The sequence below is a fragment of the Ligilactobacillus araffinosus DSM 20653 genome (assembly GCF_001435375.1).
In the GTDB taxonomy this organism is placed as follows: Bacteria; Bacillota; Bacilli; order Lactobacillales; family Lactobacillaceae; genus Ligilactobacillus; species Ligilactobacillus araffinosus.
Genome location: NZ_AYYZ01000025.1, coordinates 48,805 through 67,088, shown reverse-complemented (window position 1 = coordinate 67,088; position 18,284 = coordinate 48,805). Strand labels below are relative to the sequence as shown.

General features: G+C 38.9%; 17 protein-coding genes, 1 tRNA gene and 1 riboswitch. Of the genes, 14 read left to right on the top strand and 4 right to left on the bottom strand.

Going from position 1 to position 18,284, the window contains the following annotated elements; all coding sequences use genetic code 11:
• Positions 1–2: 2 nt before the first annotated feature.
• Positions 3–737 carry a sulfite exporter TauE/SafE family protein gene (locus tag FC64_RS03925; protein ID WP_057906645.1) on the bottom strand — a complete coding sequence of 245 codons (735 nt, stop codon included), beginning with the start codon at positions 735–737 and terminating at the stop codon, positions 3–5.
• Between the two features lie 111 nt (positions 738–848).
• Here FC64_RS03925 and clpB point away from each other — a divergent pair, with 111 nt between their 5' ends.
• Positions 849–3,452, top strand: a complete 2,604-nt coding sequence (gene clpB, locus FC64_RS03920) for an ATP-dependent chaperone ClpB (RefSeq protein WP_057906644.1) — start codon at positions 849–851, stop codon at positions 3,450–3,452.
• A 444-nt stretch (positions 3,453–3,896) separates the two neighbouring features.
• Here clpB and FC64_RS03915 read toward each other — a convergent pair whose 3' ends face one another.
• On the bottom strand, positions 3,897–4,094 hold the full coding sequence (locus tag FC64_RS03915) for a YjzD family protein (protein ID WP_057906643.1): 198 nt from the start codon (positions 4,092–4,094) through the stop codon (positions 3,897–3,899).
• Positions 4,095–4,214: 120 nt separating this feature from the next.
• Between FC64_RS03915 and dnaE the strand changes: the two genes are divergently transcribed.
• The 6 genes from dnaE (at position 4,215) to FC64_RS03885 (ending at position 12,607) form a co-directional block, all read left to right on the top strand.
• Positions 4,215–7,544: a DNA polymerase III subunit alpha gene (gene dnaE / locus FC64_RS03910; protein WP_057906642.1), complete on the top strand. Its 3,330-nt coding sequence runs from the start codon at positions 4,215–4,217 to the stop codon at positions 7,542–7,544.
• Between the two features lie 164 nt (positions 7,545–7,708).
• Positions 7,709–8,671, top strand: a complete 963-nt coding sequence (pfkA, locus tag FC64_RS03905) for a 6-phosphofructokinase (protein ID WP_057906641.1) — start codon at positions 7,709–7,711, stop codon at positions 8,669–8,671.
• 23 nt (positions 8,672–8,694) lie between these two features.
• The gene (pyk, locus tag FC64_RS03900; protein ID WP_057906640.1) at positions 8,695–10,455 is read left to right on the top strand and encodes a pyruvate kinase; all 1,761 of its coding nucleotides are present in this window, start codon (positions 8,695–8,697) and stop codon (positions 10,453–10,455) included.
• 494 nt (positions 10,456–10,949) lie between these two features.
• Positions 10,950–11,387: a hypothetical protein gene (locus tag FC64_RS03895; RefSeq protein WP_057906639.1), complete on the top strand. Its 438-nt coding sequence runs from the start codon at positions 10,950–10,952 to the stop codon at positions 11,385–11,387.
• A gap of 107 nt (positions 11,388–11,494) precedes the next feature.
• Positions 11,495–11,794, top strand: coding sequence for a nucleotide pyrophosphohydrolase (locus FC64_RS03890; protein WP_057906638.1), 300 nt, complete (start codon positions 11,495–11,497; stop codon positions 11,792–11,794).
• Between the two features lie 240 nt (positions 11,795–12,034).
• Positions 12,035–12,607, top strand: coding sequence for a hypothetical protein (locus tag FC64_RS03885; RefSeq protein ID WP_057906637.1), 573 nt, complete (start codon positions 12,035–12,037; stop codon positions 12,605–12,607).
• A 202-nt stretch (positions 12,608–12,809) separates the two neighbouring features.
• Here the strand turns inward: FC64_RS03885 and FC64_RS03880 are convergent.
• Positions 12,810–12,897 (bottom strand) — tRNA-Ser (locus FC64_RS03880).
• Between the two features lie 79 nt (positions 12,898–12,976).
• Complete coding sequence (locus tag FC64_RS03875; RefSeq protein ID WP_057906636.1) at positions 12,977–13,255, bottom strand: hypothetical protein; 279 nt, start codon at positions 13,253–13,255, stop codon at positions 12,977–12,979.
• A gap of 363 nt (positions 13,256–13,618) precedes the next feature.
• Between FC64_RS03875 and FC64_RS03870 the strand changes: the two genes are divergently transcribed.
• The 7 genes from FC64_RS03870 (at position 13,619) to FC64_RS03840 (ending at position 18,284) form a co-directional block, all read left to right on the top strand.
• On the top strand, positions 13,619–14,074 hold the full coding sequence (locus FC64_RS03870) for a DUF441 domain-containing protein (RefSeq protein WP_057906635.1): 456 nt from the start codon (positions 13,619–13,621) through the stop codon (positions 14,072–14,074).
• Positions 14,075–14,090: 16 nt separating this feature from the next.
• A complete protein-coding gene (locus FC64_RS03865; RefSeq protein WP_057906634.1) occupies positions 14,091–14,954 on the top strand; it encodes a CvfB family protein in 864 nt (287 codons plus the stop codon).
• A 95-nt stretch (positions 14,955–15,049) separates the two neighbouring features.
• Positions 15,050–15,418, top strand: coding sequence for a hypothetical protein (locus tag FC64_RS03860; protein ID WP_057906633.1), 369 nt, complete (start codon positions 15,050–15,052; stop codon positions 15,416–15,418).
• Complete coding sequence (locus FC64_RS03855) at positions 15,363–16,181, top strand: segregation and condensation protein A (RefSeq protein ID WP_235804836.1); 819 nt, start codon at positions 15,363–15,365, stop codon at positions 16,179–16,181. The genes FC64_RS03860 and FC64_RS03855 overlap by 56 nt, the downstream gene beginning before the upstream one ends.
• Positions 16,156–16,752 carry an SMC-Scp complex subunit ScpB gene (gene scpB / locus FC64_RS03850; RefSeq protein ID WP_057906631.1) on the top strand — a complete coding sequence of 199 codons (597 nt, stop codon included), beginning with the start codon at positions 16,156–16,158 and terminating at the stop codon, positions 16,750–16,752. Before FC64_RS03855 ends, scpB begins: the two co-directional genes overlap by 26 nt.
• Complete coding sequence (locus FC64_RS03845) at positions 16,752–17,489, top strand: pseudouridine synthase (RefSeq protein WP_057906630.1); 738 nt, start codon at positions 16,752–16,754, stop codon at positions 17,487–17,489. Before scpB ends, FC64_RS03845 begins: the two co-directional genes overlap by 1 nt.
• Positions 17,490–17,545: 56 nt before the next feature.
• Positions 17,546–17,662, top strand: a riboswitch (FMN riboswitch).
• Between the two features lie 76 nt (positions 17,663–17,738).
• Positions 17,739–18,284, top strand: a complete 546-nt coding sequence (locus tag FC64_RS03840; RefSeq protein ID WP_057906629.1) for an ECF transporter S component — start codon at positions 17,739–17,741, stop codon at positions 18,282–18,284.

Here is an 18,284-nt window from a genome sequence, read left to right as displayed (position 1 = left end):
TTTTAACCGATGAATCCTTTGATAATGTGATATGCACCTGCAAGTAACATTACAGTGTATGCTAATTTACGAACAAGCTTCATCGAAATTTTCTGCGTAAAGTGCATTCCCAATGTTGTACCGATTAAGCAGCAAACGATTGAAATTGAAAGGGGTGCAACTAACTTAGCAGTGAAGTTTCCGCAAATAATATTATTAAATAGGACATTCACAGTTGTGATCATAAAGTAAAGCTGCAAAGTTGCCTGGTATTCGATCGGGTCGTTCATGACCGAGTCGAAGTAGGCAACCATTGGTGGTCCCCCAATGGCGAACATTCCATCCATAAAACCACCGAAGGAACCGGCAAAGAATCCGGTAATCGGATTTTTCTTAAGATGAACTCGGCTTGCAAGAAAAATTAAGTAAAATGCAAGTCCCCAAAGAAAGATTCCTAAAACAAAGTTCATTGCGGTTCCACTCATACTGATCATCAAGTGTACGCCAATGCTTCCGAAAATCAAAGCGGCAATTGCCGGAACAATCACCATCCGATAGTTGATGTGTCGGTGAAACTTAATGACAGTATAAGTTTGTAAGCAAAGGACGGTCGCTAAGGTTAAAACGTTGCATTCCTTGTAAGGTAAGATCAGTGGCATGATGGCCATGAAGATGATTCCAAAGCCAAATCCGCTGGTACTTTGAACAAGGGCAGCAATAAAAACAATGATTGCAAGTATTAAATAACTCAAAATCATAAAACTACCACCTATCACTTACTAATTGTAAGATTATAGCATAGAAATTAAAATTCGCAAAATTTAACATAGAAAGTTATTTTAACTACATTAACGATTGGAGTGAAGCAAATGAATAATGACAGTATTACCCAAGCAGTCCAAGATGCGATTGCGGAAGCGCAACAAATTGCGATTACCCGTCATCATCAGGAAATCGATATTCCGCATTTGTTTAAGTATCTGGTTCAACCGGGAAATTTAGGCGAAGATATTTATCAAAAGGCAGGATTGAACTTAAAGGAAGTCAATCAAGAACTTGATCACGAAATTGATCAAATTTCTTCAATTGAAGGCAACGTTCAATATGGTCAGACTTTAAGTCAAAATCTTTTCCAATTAATGCAAAAAGCAGATGAATTGAAAAAGCAACTTGGTGATGAATTTGTTGCCATTGATACATTGATTTTAGCGTTAATGGATCTACAGTATAATCCATTTAAACTTTTTCTTGAAAATCATGGCGTTACAAAGGAAAAATTAAAAGAAATTATTGATGATTTACGAGGCGGTGAGCACGTGACAAGTAAAAATCAAGAAGAACAATATAAGGCCCTTGAAAAATATGGGGTTGATTTAGTAAAGCAGGCCCGTAGTGGCAAACAAGATCCAATCATCGGTCGTGATGATGAAATTCGCGATGTGATTCGGATCCTTTCACGGAAAAGCAAAAATAATCCGGTCTTGATTGGGGAACCCGGTGTTGGGAAAACGGCGATCGTTGAAGGCCTAGCTCAACGAATTGCCAAAAACGATGTGCCGGAAAATTTAAAGAATAAGACGATTTTTTCTCTTGATATGGGATCACTGATTGCAGGGGCGAAATATCGCGGTGAATTTGAAGAACGGTTAAAGGCAGTATTAAAGGAAGTTCAAAAGAGTGAAGGCCAAATTATCCTCTTTATTGATGAAATTCATAATATTGTTGGCGCTGGTAAAACCGAAGGCAGCATGGATGCCGGTAATTTATTGAAGCCGATGCTTGCGCGGGGGGAACTGCATTTGATTGGCGCAACGACCTTGGACGAATATCGGGAATACGTTGAAAAGGATAAGGCGCTTGAACGGCGATTCCAAAAGGTGCTCGTCAAGGAACCCTCTGTTGAAGACACCATTTCGATTTTACGGGGCTTGAAGGAACGATATGAAATTCACCATGGAGTTCGAATCCATGATAATGCACTGGTGGCAGCCGCAACACTATCGAACCGGTATATTACAGACCGTTACTTGCCGGATAAGGCTATCGATTTAGTCGACGAAGCCTGTGCTGAAATTCAAGTGGAAATGAATTCGATGCCAAATGAACTTGATCAGGCAACTCGTCAATTAATGCGGCAGGAAGTTGAAGAGGCAGCGTTGAAGAAGGAAACTGATAGTGCTTCGAAGAAACGCTTGGCAGAACTTCAAAAGGAATTAGCTGATACCCGTGAAAAGGTCAACCAGTTGAAATTGAAGTGGGAAAACGAAAAGACTGATATTCAAAAGGTCAGTGACAAAAAGGCTGAATTGGATAAAGCTAAGCATGAGTTGGAAAATGCGGAAAGCAATTATGATTTGGAAAAGGCTGCAAAGTTACAACACGGGACGATTCCAACATTGGAGAAGGAATTACAAGACCTTGAAAAATCAGATCGACCAGATGAATGGTTGGTTGAAGAATCCGTTACCGAAAATGAAATTGCAGCAGTTGTTAGTCGAGAAACAGGGATTCCGGTTGCTAAATTAGTTCAAGGAGAACGCGAAAAGCTGTTGCACTTGGCTGATAGTTTGCACAAACGGGTCATTGGTCAAGATGAAGCCGTAGATGCTGTTGCGAATGCCGTTTTGCGTTCCAGGGCCGGCTTGCAAGATCCATCAAAGCCATTAGGATCATTTATGTTCCTTGGACCAACCGGGGTTGGGAAGACTGAACTTGCCAAGGCACTTGCAGAGAATTTATTTGATTCTGAAAAGCACATGGTGCGGATCGACATGAGTGAATACATGGAAAAGGCTTCGGTATCACGCCTTGTTGGAGCGGCTCCTGGCTATATCGGCTATGAAGAAGGCGGCCAGTTGACTGAAGCGGTTCGGCGTAACCCATACACGATCGTTTTGTTTGATGAAATTGAAAAGGCTCATCCGGACGTCTTTAACATTTTGCTTCAAGTCCTAGATGACGGGCGATTGACAGACGGTCAAGGGCGGACGGTTGACTTTAAAAACACGATTTTGATTATGACGTCCAATCTCGGATCTGAAATTTTATTGGATAATGTTAAGGAAGACGGCGTCATTTCGCCTGAAACCAAAGAACAGGTCATGAAACTGGCTCAAGCTCACTTTAAGCCTGAATTCTTGAACCGAATTGATGATATTATTACGTTCAGTCCACTGACCTTTGACGCCATTGAGAAGATTGTTGATAAGTTTATCGGCCAGTTATCAGCGCGCTTAAGTTCACAAGAAATTGAATTGAAGATCAATGATAACGCACGGAAGTGGATCGCCAAGGAAGGCTACGATCCAGCATATGGGGCCCGACCATTGCAACGTTTCATTACGACCCACGTGGAAACGCCATTGGCTAAGGAGATTATTGCTGGCAAGGTAATGCCTCATAGTGTAGTTACGATAGATTTGGGGGCAAAAGATAATTTAGTATTTAAGGCTGAGGATAAAAAGACGGAATAATTAGAATTTAATTTAGAAAGAAGGATAAGTAATAAACTTATCCTTTTTTTGTTTTCCGTTTAAATTGAAAATGAGATTAAGGTTGGAGTTATTAAATTTTAGAAAGTATGCAATATGTTGAAAAATTATTTAATAATGCTGATGTACTAAATTTAAGATTAGATTGAATGTTATTAAAAGTATCAGAAAATTAAATCAAACAAAAAAGAAGTTCATTGCGAACTTCTCATAACTCTCTTATGTTATATAGGTTTTTAATGAGTAAGAGCAAGTATCTATTAAGTACTGGAAGAGATACTTAGGAAAATAAAGTTAATAAGAGAGGAATTTAGTGTAATCGATTGCGCATTTTTATTTTACATAAATAATTTTAAAAATCAATTTATTAGTTTGATAATTTAGTAATTTTTTATAAAAATAAAGGTTGCGGATTCAACGCAGCCTTTACTTTTTATTTTCTTCTTTGGCGTTTGGTGCTTTAAGAAACATCGATACAAAATTAATTAAGATCCAGCCGGCAATCATTGGGATCAAACCGCTTGTTACAAAGTTGAACGGAGCACCGTTCAAAGCGGAAATAATGTATCCAAATACTTCACCATAAATTGCGCACCAAAAGAGAATTGTAAGTTGTTTTAACATGTTAACAACACCTCTTTACTTGTAGTCTAGTATAGTTTGATAAATTTTTCAAATCGTTCTTTAAAAGAATCTTATTGAATCTGATATAATGAGGATAACAAAGATAGAAAGGCGATTGTGATGTTTAGTCCATTACAAGTGATCAGCAGTTACAGTTTGTTGCAGAGTACATTAAAAATCGATGAATATGTTAACCGCGGGAAAGAACTTGGTTATCAGGCATTGGCACTAACGGATATTAATGTAATGTACGGCGTGCTTGATTTTTATCATGCCTGCCAAAAAGCCGGAATTAAGCCGTTGATCGGATTAACATTACAATTGAACGGTAAGGGAACTGATCCTCAGGAAATAATTTTATTAGCGCAAAATAAGAACGGCTATCAAAATTTAATGAAGATCTCGTCGACCAAAATGACGGTAGACGGGTATGAAGCAGGTGAAGGACCATTAGCGCTTGATCAAATTCAAGCGCTCACACAAGATCTAAAGGTGATCATTACTGAGAAATCACCGGTCTTTGCAGGAATCCGCAATCATGATTTTGAAGTCGCGGCAGATTTTGTAAAGCAGTTATTGCAGTTTTGGCGGCCTGAAGATGTTTATTTAAGCGTTAACCCGCAAATGGACGATGACTTAGTTTACGGTTTGCGTCAGCTTCAAAATCAGGCTCGAATTCGATTGATCGCAAATGAACCTGTTAAATACCTTCATCCCGAAGAAGCATTTGATCTGCAAGTTTTAAATGCGATTGGAACAAATGCAAAATTAATGCCGGAACAGCTTGCATCCCCAATCAAAGGTGAAGACTACCTTAAATCAAGTGAAGAATTGCACCAAGAATTTGCCCAGTCTGGTCTTGAAGACTGTTGGCAAACAGCATGTGACCTGGTTGATCAAATTCAAATCAACCTTGAATTTCTGCCAACGCAATTACCGCATTATAAAACACCGGATGGAATTGATTCGGCAACGTATCTGCGACAGCTTTGTCAGACGGGTTTGAAGAAACGATTAGCTCAAATCCCGGATGCTGATCCGCAAGAGTATCAACAAAGGCTTGACCATGAACTGAAAGTCATTCACCGGATGGGATTTGATGATTACTTTTTGATTGTGTGGGACGTTACGAATTTCTCTCACACACATGATATTTTGGTTGGACCAGGGCGGGGATCCGCAGCCGGTTCGCTGGTTTCATATACCTTATTTATTACCGACGTTGATCCGATTGAATATGGATTGCTGTTTGAACGGTTCTTGAATGAAGAACGGGCGCAGATGCCGGATATCGATTTGGATATTCCTGATCAAAAACGGGATGAGATTATTGACTACGTTCATCAAAAATACGGTCAAACGCATATGGCCCAAATCATTACATTTACCCACTTGAATGCGCGGCAAGTAATTCGCGATGTCAGTCGAGTAATGGGACAGAATACATTTGAAGTTTCTAACTGGTCAAAGGCGATACCACGACTGCACAATGTTACATTAAAGAATGCGTATCAGCAATCACAACCGTTACGCAATATGCTGGCTGATAGTAAATTAAATCAAAAAATTTATAAAACCGCGATGGCCCTTGAAGGATTACCACGCCAGTATAGTACCCATGCGGCCGGGGTAATTTTGAGTGACCATGATTTGCGGAATTTTGTTCCGGTACAGATTGGCGGTGAAGGAATTTACTTGACCCAATTTGCGAAGGAACAGGTCGAAGAGGTTGGTCTGTTGAAAATCGACTTTCTTGGATTGCGGAATTTAACGATTCTGGATAATGCGATTCACTTTGTTAAACGCGATTTTGATCGGAATTTTGATATTCATCAGATTAGTCTGGAGGATCCGCAAACGCTGCAGGTTTTTCAAAAGGCAGATACTGCCGGGATTTTCCAATTTGAATCAAACGGGATCCGGAACGTTTTGGAACAGTTGCGGCCGCAAAGATTTGAGGATATCGTTTCAACCAATGCGTTATTCCGTCCAGGTCCAATTCAAAATATTGATGAATTTATTCGGCGGAAGAACAGCCAAGCGCCGATTACATACCCGAATCCACGCTTAAAACCAATTCTGCAGTCTACTTATGGAATTATTGTCTATCAGGAACAGGTCATGCAGGTTGCATCAGAAATGGGCGGCTTTACGCTTGGTCAAGCGGATTTGTTACGGCGGGCAATGAGTAAGAAGAAACAAGATGTAATTGATCGGATGCGGGGCCAGTTTATCCAGGGAGCGATGAGGAAAGGATACGCTCAAGCGGATGCGGTTCAAGTTTACGAATTTATTGAACGGTTTGGGAATTACGGCTTTAACCGATCACACTCGGTGGCATATTCAAAGTTAGCTTTTCAATTAGCGTATATCAAGTGCCATTATCCGGCTGCGTTTTATGCGGCAATTTTGAATTCGGTTGTCGGAGCATCTGAAAAGACACGGAATTACGTGATGGAAGCGCGCGAACGCGGTGTTCAAGTTCATTTACCAGACGTTAATCAAAGCCAAATTTACTTTATTTTAAAGAATCATGAAATTTACTTTGGATTTCGGAGTATTCGAAAGTTGCGAATCGATTTTATCCAAGCGCTTTTAAATGAGCGTAATGCAAACGGCTATTTCCATGGCTTAGTCGATTTCATTCGGCGCATTGATAATAAGTTTTTGAATCAAGAAACGTTGGAAGCTTTGATCTATGCCGGGGCATTTGATTCGTTTGATTCCAATCGTAATCATTTACTTGCGGAAATGCCGGGAATTCTTGAAGGCATCAAGTTAAGCGGCGGCAACATTGATTTATTGAAACAGTTAATGCCGAAGAAGACAGCGCCGAAAAAAGGGCTGTCTGCTAATGAGCTATTGGAAAAAGAAGCCGAATATCTTGGAACATATGTATCCGGTCATCCAATCGATCAATATCGGAAACTGATTGAAATTTACCGTACGGTTCCGGTCAATCGAATTCAGGTCACAAATTTTGTGCGGGCGATTTTGTATGTTAAACACGTTAAGTTGATTCGAACCAAGAACCAAACGCAAATGGCCTTTGTTGATGTCAGTGATCCGACCGGTGAGATTGAAATGACGGTCTTTCCGCAACAGTTTGCTCAATTTGGTGGGCTGCTGCATTCGGGTGAGGTGTTAATGATCACCGGCAAGGTTCAAGAACGCAATGGCAAGTTGAACTTAGTCGCAAATACGATTCAACGGGCTGCTGAAATTAGTGACCGCTGTTATTATTTGCGCGTTAATCAGCTGAACGCAACTTTGCAGCGACAATTATTACAAACGATGCGTCAAAATCACGGCCCGGTTCCGGTGATTATTTACGAAAAACAGCGGCAACGAAAAATTACAATGGAGCAACAGTACTGGTTAAGTGATTCAGCACAAACCAGGGCAAAATTGGTTCAATTACTTGGGAAGGATAACGTTGTTCTTCAATAAAAAATGAATGAATTGGTCTAAACCATCAAGTGCGCAGGAACCCTTAAATCCTTCGAAAATCCTTAAATATAATTGAAAATATTTAAAGACAACTAAATTTAAAAGTGATAAGATAGTAATCGGAGAATGTATATTATTAGATTTATTACTCGAGGTGAAAACAAGTGAAACGCATTGGTATTCTTACAAGCGGTGGCGATTCACAAGGAATGAACGCTGCTGTTCGTGCCATTGCTCGTTCTGCAATGAGCGCTGGTCTCGAAGCTTATGGGATTAACTACGGATTCAAAGGGTTAGTTGAAGGTAACATCTTTAAGATGAACTCTAAAGAATTAGACGGTATTATCAATCGTGGCGGTACAATTCTTTATTCAGCTCGTTTCCCAGAATTCGCCCAAGAAGAAGTTCAACTCCAAGGGATTGAACAACTTAAGAAATTCGGGATCGATGCTTTAGTTGTTATCGGCGGTGATGGTTCATATCACGGTGCTGAAAAACTTACAAAGCACGGTTACAATTCAATCGGGGTTCCAGGAACGATCGATAATGATATTCCAGGGACAGACTTTACGATCGGGTTCGACTCTGCAGTAAATGTTGCAACCGAAGCCCTTGACCGGATCAACGACACTGCAACTTCACACCAACGGACATTCGTTGTTGAAGTTATGGGTCGTGGAGCAGGCGATATCGCATTATGGGCTGGAATTGCTGCAGGTGCGGATGCAATCGTTATTCCTGAACGTGATTATGATATTGAAGCAATTGCAAACAAGATCAAAGAAAACCGAAAAAACGGCAAGGACCATGCTTTGATTGTTATTGCTGAAGGCGTAATGTCAGCACAAGAATTCAAAGAAAAATTAGATCAATACGGTGACTTTGATAGCCGTGCTGTAACATTGGCTCATATCCAACGTGGTGGTGTGCCAACAGCTAAGGATCGGGTATTAGCAAGCCGTTTAGGCGACTATGCCGTACGTTTATTGCTTGAAGGTAAAGGCGGTTTGGCCATTGGTATTCACGACAACAAACTTGTTGCCACAGATATCATTGACACATTGGAGAATCACAAGCACAAGACGGATGTCTCACTGCTTGACTTGAATGATCGTTTAAGATTCTAATTTGATAGAAGGAGAACTAACTCATGAAAAAAACAAAGATTGTTAGTACACTTGGACCAGCAAGTAACGATTTAGATACAATTGTTAAGTTAATCGAAGCTGGCGCAAACGTATTCCGTTTCAACTTCTCACACGGTGACCATGAAGAACACTTAGGTCGTTTAAACCTTGTTCATGAAGCTGAAAAGAAGACTGGTAAGACAGTTGGTATCTTGCTTGATACAAAGGGTGCTGAAATCCGGACAACTGTTCAAAAAGATGGCAAGATTTCATTCCACATCGGCGATGAAGTTCGGATCTCAATGGATGATTCAATCGAAGGTACAAAGGAAAAGATTGCTGTTACATACCCAGGACTTTACGATGACGTTCACGAAGGCGGTCACGTATTGTTCGATGATGGTTTGATCGACATGCAAATCGAAAAGAAAGATGAAGCAAACCGCGAATTAGTATGTAAAGTATTGAACGAAGGCGTGTTAGGTTCACGTAAAGGGGTAAACGCTCCTGGCGTATCAATCAACTTACCAGGAATCACTGAAAAAGACTCAAGTGATATCCGCTTCGGTTTGGATCACGAAATCAACTACATCGCTGCTTCATTCGTACGTAAGCCACAAGATATTTTAGATATCCGTGAATTACTTGAAGAAAAGCACATGGAACACGTTCAAGTCTTCCCTAAGATCGAATCACAAGAAGGTATTGACAACTTTGATGAAATCTTAAAGGTATCAGATGGTTTGATGATTGCTCGTGGTGACATGGGTGTTGAAATTCCACCTGAAAATGTTCCTTTGGTACAAAAGTCATTAATCAAGAAGTGCAACGCTGCAGGTAAGCCAGTTATCACAGCTACACAAATGCTTGACTCAATGATTGAAAACCCACGTCCAACACGTGCCGAAGCATCAGACGTTGCTAACGCTGTATTCGATGGTACAGACGCAACAATGCTTTCAGGTGAATCAGCAAATGGTGATTACCCTGTAGAAGCTGTTGCAACAATGGCACGGATCGACGTTAAGGCTGAAAATGCATTACGTCAATACAAGAACTTCTCAATCAACGACTTCGACAAGACAGACGTTACAGAAGCTATTGGTCGTGCAGCTGCTGAAGCAGTTGAAAACTTAGGCATCAAGACAATTGTTGCTGCTACGGAATCAGGTTACACAGCTAAGATGATTTCGAAGTATCGTCCAGATGCAGACATCTTAGCCGTAACATTCGACGATCGTACACGTCGTGGCTTGATGGTTAACTGGGGCGTATACCCAGTTGTTGCTGAAAAACCAGCTACAACAGATGAAATGTTCAAGTTAGCTACAGAAGAAGCTAAGAAGGCTGGCCTTGCTAAGGAAGGCGATTTAATCTTAATCGTTGCCGGTGTTCCTGTTGGCGAAAAAGGTACAACAAACATTATGAAGATCCAATTAGTTGGTTCTGCATTAGTTAAGGGCCAAGGGGTTGGCGAAGAAACAGTTATCGGTAAAGCCGTAATTGCTAAGTCAGCAGACGAAGCTAACAAGAAAGCTGAAGAAGGTTGCGTTCTTGTAACAAAGACAACTGACAAAGACTACTTACCAGCAATCGAAAAGGCATCAGCATTAGTTGTTGAAAACGGTGGTTTAACATCACATGCAGCTGTTGTTGGTATCTCAATGGGTATTCCAGTTGTTGTTGGTGCCGAAAACGCAACAGAAGCTATCAAGGAAGGCGAAACAGTCACAGTAGACAGCCGTCGTGGCGCAATCTACCGTGGTGCTTCAAGCACTCTCTAAGATAGAGTTCAGATAAAATAATAATCGGTTGGTTTAAGTTGCAAGACGTTGTGAGTTAAGCTGAGCGAGTTAAAGGTCGCACTCGACGGGGTGCGACCTTTTTTAATAAATTAATTTATTAATATTATTCAAATTTGATTGACAAAGACTAATCAAGTCAAGTAAAATTACACTTGACAATTGAACGGCTAGGAATATAAAGAGCTGGCACAGTGAATACACACGATGACCCAGCAGCAACGTACCTTTCGCGAAGGCAACGTGCTCCAGTGTATAGCGATATTCTTCATTGACGTCTGGAGGATATCTCTAGGCGTTTTTTTGTTAGTTAAACTGATTAGTGGAAGGAACGTAAAGAATGGAATTTGTGATTAAAGTGCATGTTGAAATCGAAAGGACTAATGATTTAAGTAACAATCATCCGTATAGTTGGGCGGATGCGCTGATTAAGCACGCAAAGAAATGCAGGTAATGAGCAATTAAGGAGGAGCAGATTGACAGAAGAGCAATTAAATAATTTAGTGGATGCTATTAAAAAAGAGTTGAAGTTAAATGATTCAAAGGAAACACTTTACCTTGATAATGGTGATTATTTTTGGCCATGTGATGATAAAGGAAATCCGATTAGTGCTAAGAAATTTGCTGATCAACTTGGAAGAAAAATTAGATTATATGTAAAAGCTTCAAGTGATAAAGAAATTGTAATTTATCGTGCGGTACCACGAATACTGTATGTAATAAATGATACATTTATTACGTTGGGGGTTATAGTTGTTTTTGGAGGAATTCCGGTGGTTTTCTTAGTAAATGCTTTTCATGCGATTTTATTAATAAGAACAATTTGTTTAGCCAGCTTCATAACGTTGGCACTTAAAATAGTGATCGAGATGAAGAAACGCGGAAGACTGATAGGATTTAATGGATTTCAATAGTGAATAATTTAAAATGCTACAATGCACCTTTCTAATTGCTTAGTTAAAAACGCTTTTTATCAGAGAGATTGAAAAAGATTATTAACAAATAAAGGAGATTTTTTACCATGGATTACCAAAAATTAATGCAAGAACTGATTGATTTCAGAAATTCCCGCGGATGGGATAAGGGACAAACTTTACCTAATTTAGCCAAGTCAGTAAACATTGAAGCTGCGGAAATTCTAGAAATTTTTCAATGGAAAAAGACAAATGATGAGTTAAGTGAAGATGAAAAGACGCATTTAAAGGGTGAAATTGCGGATACGTTAATTTATCTGTTTTACATGTGTGATCGTTTAGATGTTGACCCGATGGATGTGATGAAGGCGAAGCTTGAGTATAATAAAGGGCGGAAGTGGGATTGAGGAAATTACATGATTTATTAGTATTTTACTAGCTTTTTTATTTGGTGAGAAATTTGATAGAATAGCCTCTATGATAATAGATGTATGAATAATACAATTATGTCACGATAAAAATATTTAATTAAGAGGAAACGAATTATGTAAGATTTAAGAACGATTATTGGAAATTTTTTAAAAAAGTTCAGATGACAAAAATTATAAAAGAATTTATGAAATTAAATTATGAAAGGAGATTTTCGATTGTTAGATAAAATCAATAATATTTTTTACAGTGTTATAGGTCAACATGATAAAGAAGATGTAAAAACCATATTAAGTAGGAAACTGGATGAAATAGAAAAAGCAGGATATAGTTTATGGGCTGCCAAAATAGATAAAAAATCTATCGAACAGGTTTGGAATTTAAAACCAACTGATAAAGTGTACGTTGTTTGTTCAATTAAACCGAAGGCAAAAGATCCGGGAAAAGGATATGATAATAATATTGCGAAATATTATGAATCTCCTAAAGGAGTCTTTAATATAGATGATAATGTTATATCAACGTTTTCTTCCAAACGTAAAACATATCAAGCATATTATGTTAATAAATATATAATGCTTCCAGAAGAAAAGAAAATGAACATTGGTCCATATAAAACTTTGTTAGCAAACGGACAAGTTAAAACATTTAAAGAGCGTTTTAAATGTACTCAATTCCAAAATACATATGGAAAAATTGATGATAGCTGCAATGATGAATTTTATAAAGAAGTTGGATTGGTAATGGAATTAAAATATCCGTTTGTTGTTGAGCTAAAGTTAGATAAGTAAAATACACAGGACATCCTTAGTTGGTATGTTCTGTTTTTGTTATTTACACATAGAAGGAAAACACATTTAATATTGTGCAATGTGTGCAACAAGTGTGCAACAAAACTATCAAAACATACGAAAACATATGAATTAAGCAAAATAAAAACACCGTAAAATCAACGATTTACGGTGTTTCAATAAAGGATAAGATTCATTAATAAGGAGAGTACAGGATTTGAACCTGCGCGCCGGTTATAGCCGGTTCGGCGGATTTCGAGTCCGCTGCATTACCACTCTGCCAACTCTCCGTAACAGATAGTATTATATCAGTAACTTTTACTATCTTCAATAATGAATGCTAATAAATTTTATTTAAGGCTAAATTATTTAGTTAAAGGTATACTTTTCAATAAAATTCCAATCGGCAGGGGATGCTAATCCTTGATAATTAGGCATGAGTTCGCAGATGAAGAGTGAGTCATAGTTATCGAGAATCTGATAGAACTTTTCATACATTGTTTCTGGAGTTTCATTGGTTTTTACAAGCCATAAGGATTCTTGTAAATGGATATTACTGCCGTTTAAATTTTGAATTAGTCGAAGAATATCAAAATATTTCCGGTTACGTGATTTTAAATTGTAAGAAATCATATAAGTTTTATTCATTATTCTCCCCACTTTCATATCAGTAACTGTTTAAATGATAACACAATATATGGCTTATATCTATGCTTCAAACACAATATATTGGAGGAAGAGTGTTTGGTTATACGATATAGACTGAATAAAAGAAATTGCAAAGTTAATTAGCAATAACTACAAATCAAATTATTTGCATCATGATTATCAAGGAGTTAAACTAAAAATGGTTGATGAAGGAGCTTTCATTCTAGTAGGTGAGTGAAAGAATATCAACCTGATCTTCACTCCAGATACGGAGTGAAGTTTTTTTTATCTCAAGCAATTTTGAAAAAAAACGTTAATTCCGGTAGAATAGGGGGTATTAGATTTTGAAACGAGGAATTAACGATGGAAAGTTGGCTATTTTTAGCATTAATTTTAGCAGTGGCGATTTTGGGAAAGAATAATTCATTGATCTTTGCAACGCTGGTTGTTATGTTATTGAAATTATTGCCGTTTGCTCAAAAATGGATGGAAACGATCCATAGTAAAGGAATCAACTGGGGTGTTACGATTATTTCAATTTCAATTTTAATTCCGATTGCGACTGGTCAAATTGGGTTCAGAGATTTAATTGATGTTTTTAAGTCACCTGGCGGCTGGGTTGCGATTGGATGTGGAATCTTAGTTGCAATCCTTTCAAAATGGGGGGTCAACCAGTTATCAGTTTCGCCGCAGGTCACGGTTGCGTTGGTATTCGGAACGATTCTTGGAGTGGTTCTTTTTAAGGGAATCGCTGCGGGACCAGTAATTGCGAGTGGGATTACCTTTGTAATTATTTCATTGTTGCATTTAAGTTTATAGGTAAAAAGGTGAAGATATGTTAAAGGATATTATGGCACAGAACGTTACGGCAACAGTAACGGATGAAAATGATGAATTTGTTTTTGCGCAAATTGATGGCTTGACATTTAAATTGGATAAAAATGAACTGATCAAAATGCCGAAGATGGGATCAAAAATCTCTGGTTGGGCCTATGAAAATGAAAATCATGAACTTCAATTAACGAAGAATCCACCGAAAAGCGGGATTGATAAGTATGCTTGGGGAACGGTTGTTAAGGTTCAACGCAATTTGGGTGTCTTTGTCAACATTGGTTTGCCGAATAAAGACGTTGTCGTTTCAATGGATGATATGCCGGCAATGGCTGAACTTTGGCCAGCAAAAGGCGATCGATTAATGGTTGCATTATCAGTTGACGATAAAGGCCGCATTTGGGGCAAACTTGCAACTGATTCAATGTTTCATGGAGTCAGTGATAAGGCGGATACTTCAATGAAAAATAAAGATGTGACCGCAACGGTTTACATGTTAAAGATTACGGGAACCCATGTCATTACAAATGATTACCAGTTAGGATTTATTCATCCGTCTGAACGGGAAGTTGAACCGCGGTTGGGTGAAGTGGTCAATGCGCGGGTGATCGGTGTCAATGATCGCGGTGAATTGAATTTATCATTAAAGCCGCGGGCATTTGAAGCAATTAGTGACGATGCGCAAATGATTTTAGCAGCTTTGCAGCATTCCCAAGCTCACGTATTGCCATATACGGATAAGAGCAGTCCGGATGAGATCAAAGCATATTTTGGAATCAGTAAAGGAGCCTTTAAACGAGCAGTTGGTCACTTGATGAAGGCCGGCCTTGTTCACCAAGAAGACGGCCTACTGATTTTGAATGATTAAAATTAACCTTTTTGTCATTCAGATTGAAATATGGTACATTAACGTAAAAAGGTTATATCCTTGCATAAGAGGAAAGCATTTATAGGAGATTTAAAATGTTAGTTAAGTATAAGAGCGGCTATAAGAAAATTGCGATGGGGCTGTTGTCCTTTATTCCTGGATTAAAGGACGTTAACCGCCTTGAAGCTGAAATTTCCTGGTATCAGGATGACGATAGTCGGGTTCTTTATTTATGGCGTAACGAAAATGGGGATTTTAGCGGAATCGTCGGGGTCGAAGTCAGTGACGAGATTGTCGTGATTCGACAAATTGCACTGTCACCGTCAGAGCGAAGCCAAATCGCATATAATCAAGTGTTAGATGAAGTCGCTCATCAATATCCAGATTGTAAGATGATGGGAAGCCTCGATGTTGCTTCAATTATTGCAAAATGGGAACACCAAAATGAAAGCAAACACGAATAACGATCATCAATTAACGTTTAAAGTTAAAAAATTTGAAGGCCCGTTGGATTTGTTATTGCATTTGATTCGGCAAAATAAGATGGATATCAATGACATTCCAATGGCTGAAATTACTGCCCAGTACATCGATTACTTACATCAAATGCAGACGTTGCAGCTCGATGTTGCTGGGGAGTATTTGGTTATGGCGGCAATGCTCTTGAACATTAAGAGTAAAATGTTGCTGCCAACCGAACAGGAACAAGTAGAAGAATTTAAAGAAGATTATGAGGATCCGCGGGAAGAGTTAGTTCAGCAATTGATTCTTCACCAAACATTTCAGGATGCCGGAGCTCAGTTGCAGGTTCTTGCAATTGAGCGGCAAAAGCAATATTCACGTGAGCAGGCAGCCATTCCGGCAGATGCTAAACTTGGTAAGTTGTCAGATGAAGAGTTATCAACGGAAATATTGCAACATGCGTTTGCCCGAATAATTGCTCAGCGGAAAATTGCTAAACCGGTTCGGCGAAAACTTGAAACTGAAAAATACACCATTAAAGGCGAAATCAAACGGGTGCAACACCGAATGCAGCAAGCAGCGCAACCACTTGAATTTCAAAGCCTATTTGGTGATCAAATCGAAGTTGAACAGCTGGTAACAACTTTTCTGGCACTGCTTGAATTAACCAAACGGGGCGAAGTGACTGTTAGTCAAACGACTCAGTTAGGACCAATTATTTTAGAAAGAGGAACGAAGAATGCTGTCAAACCAAGCAAAAGTTGAAAGTCTGATTTTTGTAAGCGGAAATGAGGGCATTTCGATTACCAATCTTGCTCATTTAACAGGATTGTTAAAACCGGCGATCAATGAACAGTTAAAATTACTGGAGAAAAAGTATAATACTGATAAAAATTGCAGTTTTGAATTGGTTCAGACTGGCGAAACGGTTAAATTTACGACTAAAAAGGCGTTTGCCCCGTTGATCAAAAGCTATTTTGAAGCTCCGGCAACCACCACACTTTCCCAAGCAGCAATCGAAACGCTATCGATCATTGCTTATAAGCAACCAATTACCCGAATTGATATTGAAGCGATTCGCGGTGTCAAGGCGAGCGGGATGATTCAAAAGTTGATAGCGTTGGAATTAATTAAAGAAGACGGTCGCTTGGATGTTCCAGGACGTCCGATTTTATACTCAACGACAGAAAAATTTCTTGATCATTTTGGTATCAAGTCATTAGATGAATTACCGCCGCTTCCAGAGAACGAAGCTGATGAATCAAATGATGATGAAAATGATCCAAATGATTTAATGGAATTATTTGAAAAGACGATTGGAAAGGAGGAAGAATAATGGCAGAACGATTGCAAAAGGTAATGGCTCAAGCTGGCGTTGCTTCACGGCGAGCAAGCGAAAAGATGATTTTGGACGGCAAGGTGAAGGTCAACGGGAAAGTTGTCACTCAATTAGGAATGAAGGTAACGGGTAACGACGCAGTTGAAGTCAATGGCAAGCTAATTGAACAGGCGGAGACAAAGGAATATTTTCTTTTCTATAAACCGCGTGGAGTGATTTCAGCTGTCAAAGATGATAAGGGGCGGAAAGTCGTTACAGATTATTTTAGCGACATTCCGGTTCGACTGTATCCAGTTGGTCGGTTAGATTACGATACTTCCGGATTATTGATCATGACGAATGACGGTAAATTAGCCAATATGTTGATGCATCCGCGATACAAAATTGAAAAGACCTATGTAGCAAAGGTGAAGGGAATTCCAACGAATGACGACCTAAAACATTTGCGTTTAGGGGTGAAGTTGGATGCTAAGCATAAGTCTGCACCGGCTAAGGCGAAAATTTTATCAAGTGATAGACGCAGTGACACGGCAATTGTGTCATTAACGATTCATGAAGGCCGGTATCACCAAGTAAAATTGATGCTTGAAAAAGTTGGTCACCCGGTGAAAAAGCTGAAACGTGAAAAGTATGGTTTCTTAACACTTGATGGATTAACGGCAGGCCAATTTCGACCGTTATCACATAACGAAATTCGCAGCCTTGAAAAATTAGTCGAAGGAAAACGATTTTAACTTTTGACAATTAGAAAATTTAAAATTAGAATTAACTTAAACTAAATAATAATCTGAAATGTCTTCAGGGCAGGGTGTGATTCCCGACCGGCGGTGATAGTCCGCTACTCCGAAAGGATCGAACCGGTGAAATTCCGGTACCGACAGTAAAGTCTGGATGGAAGAAGATACAAAAAGATTTGCAACTGGCAGCGGTGTCAGGTTGTTTGCATGTATCTCCTTCTAAATTTGATTTAGGAGGATTTTTTTATGAAGAAATCATGGCGAAATTTAACGATTGCGGCCCTTTTAGGGGCGATGGCATATCTTTTGATGTATATTGCAATTCCGATCATTCCAATTGTTCCGTACATGACGTTGGATTTTTCTGGAATTCCAATTTTATTAGCATTTTTGATTTTTGGACGTAAAGATGGTTATATTGCACTGCTAATTAAGGAACTTTTGCATTTGATTTTGGCAGGAATGTCAATTAGTAACTTGATTGGTGTTTTGGCGGATGCAATTGCATTAGTTGTCTTTATCGAAATCTTTAATTATTTTTCAAAAGCGGGTATCCAGCATTATGTTCGAGCAATTGCGGTTGCAACATTAGTGATGACGGTGATCATGGCTGCTGCTAATTATTGGGTCATTACGCCATTATACATTAAGGTTCTCGGAATGAAAATCACCATTCCGCTTGTTAAATTAGTCTTACTAGGAGTTGTACCGTTTAACTTGATCAAAGGGATCGTGATTGGCGGTTTAACAACTTTGTTGGTTCCGAAATTAAGGAAAGTGTTCATTAATTGA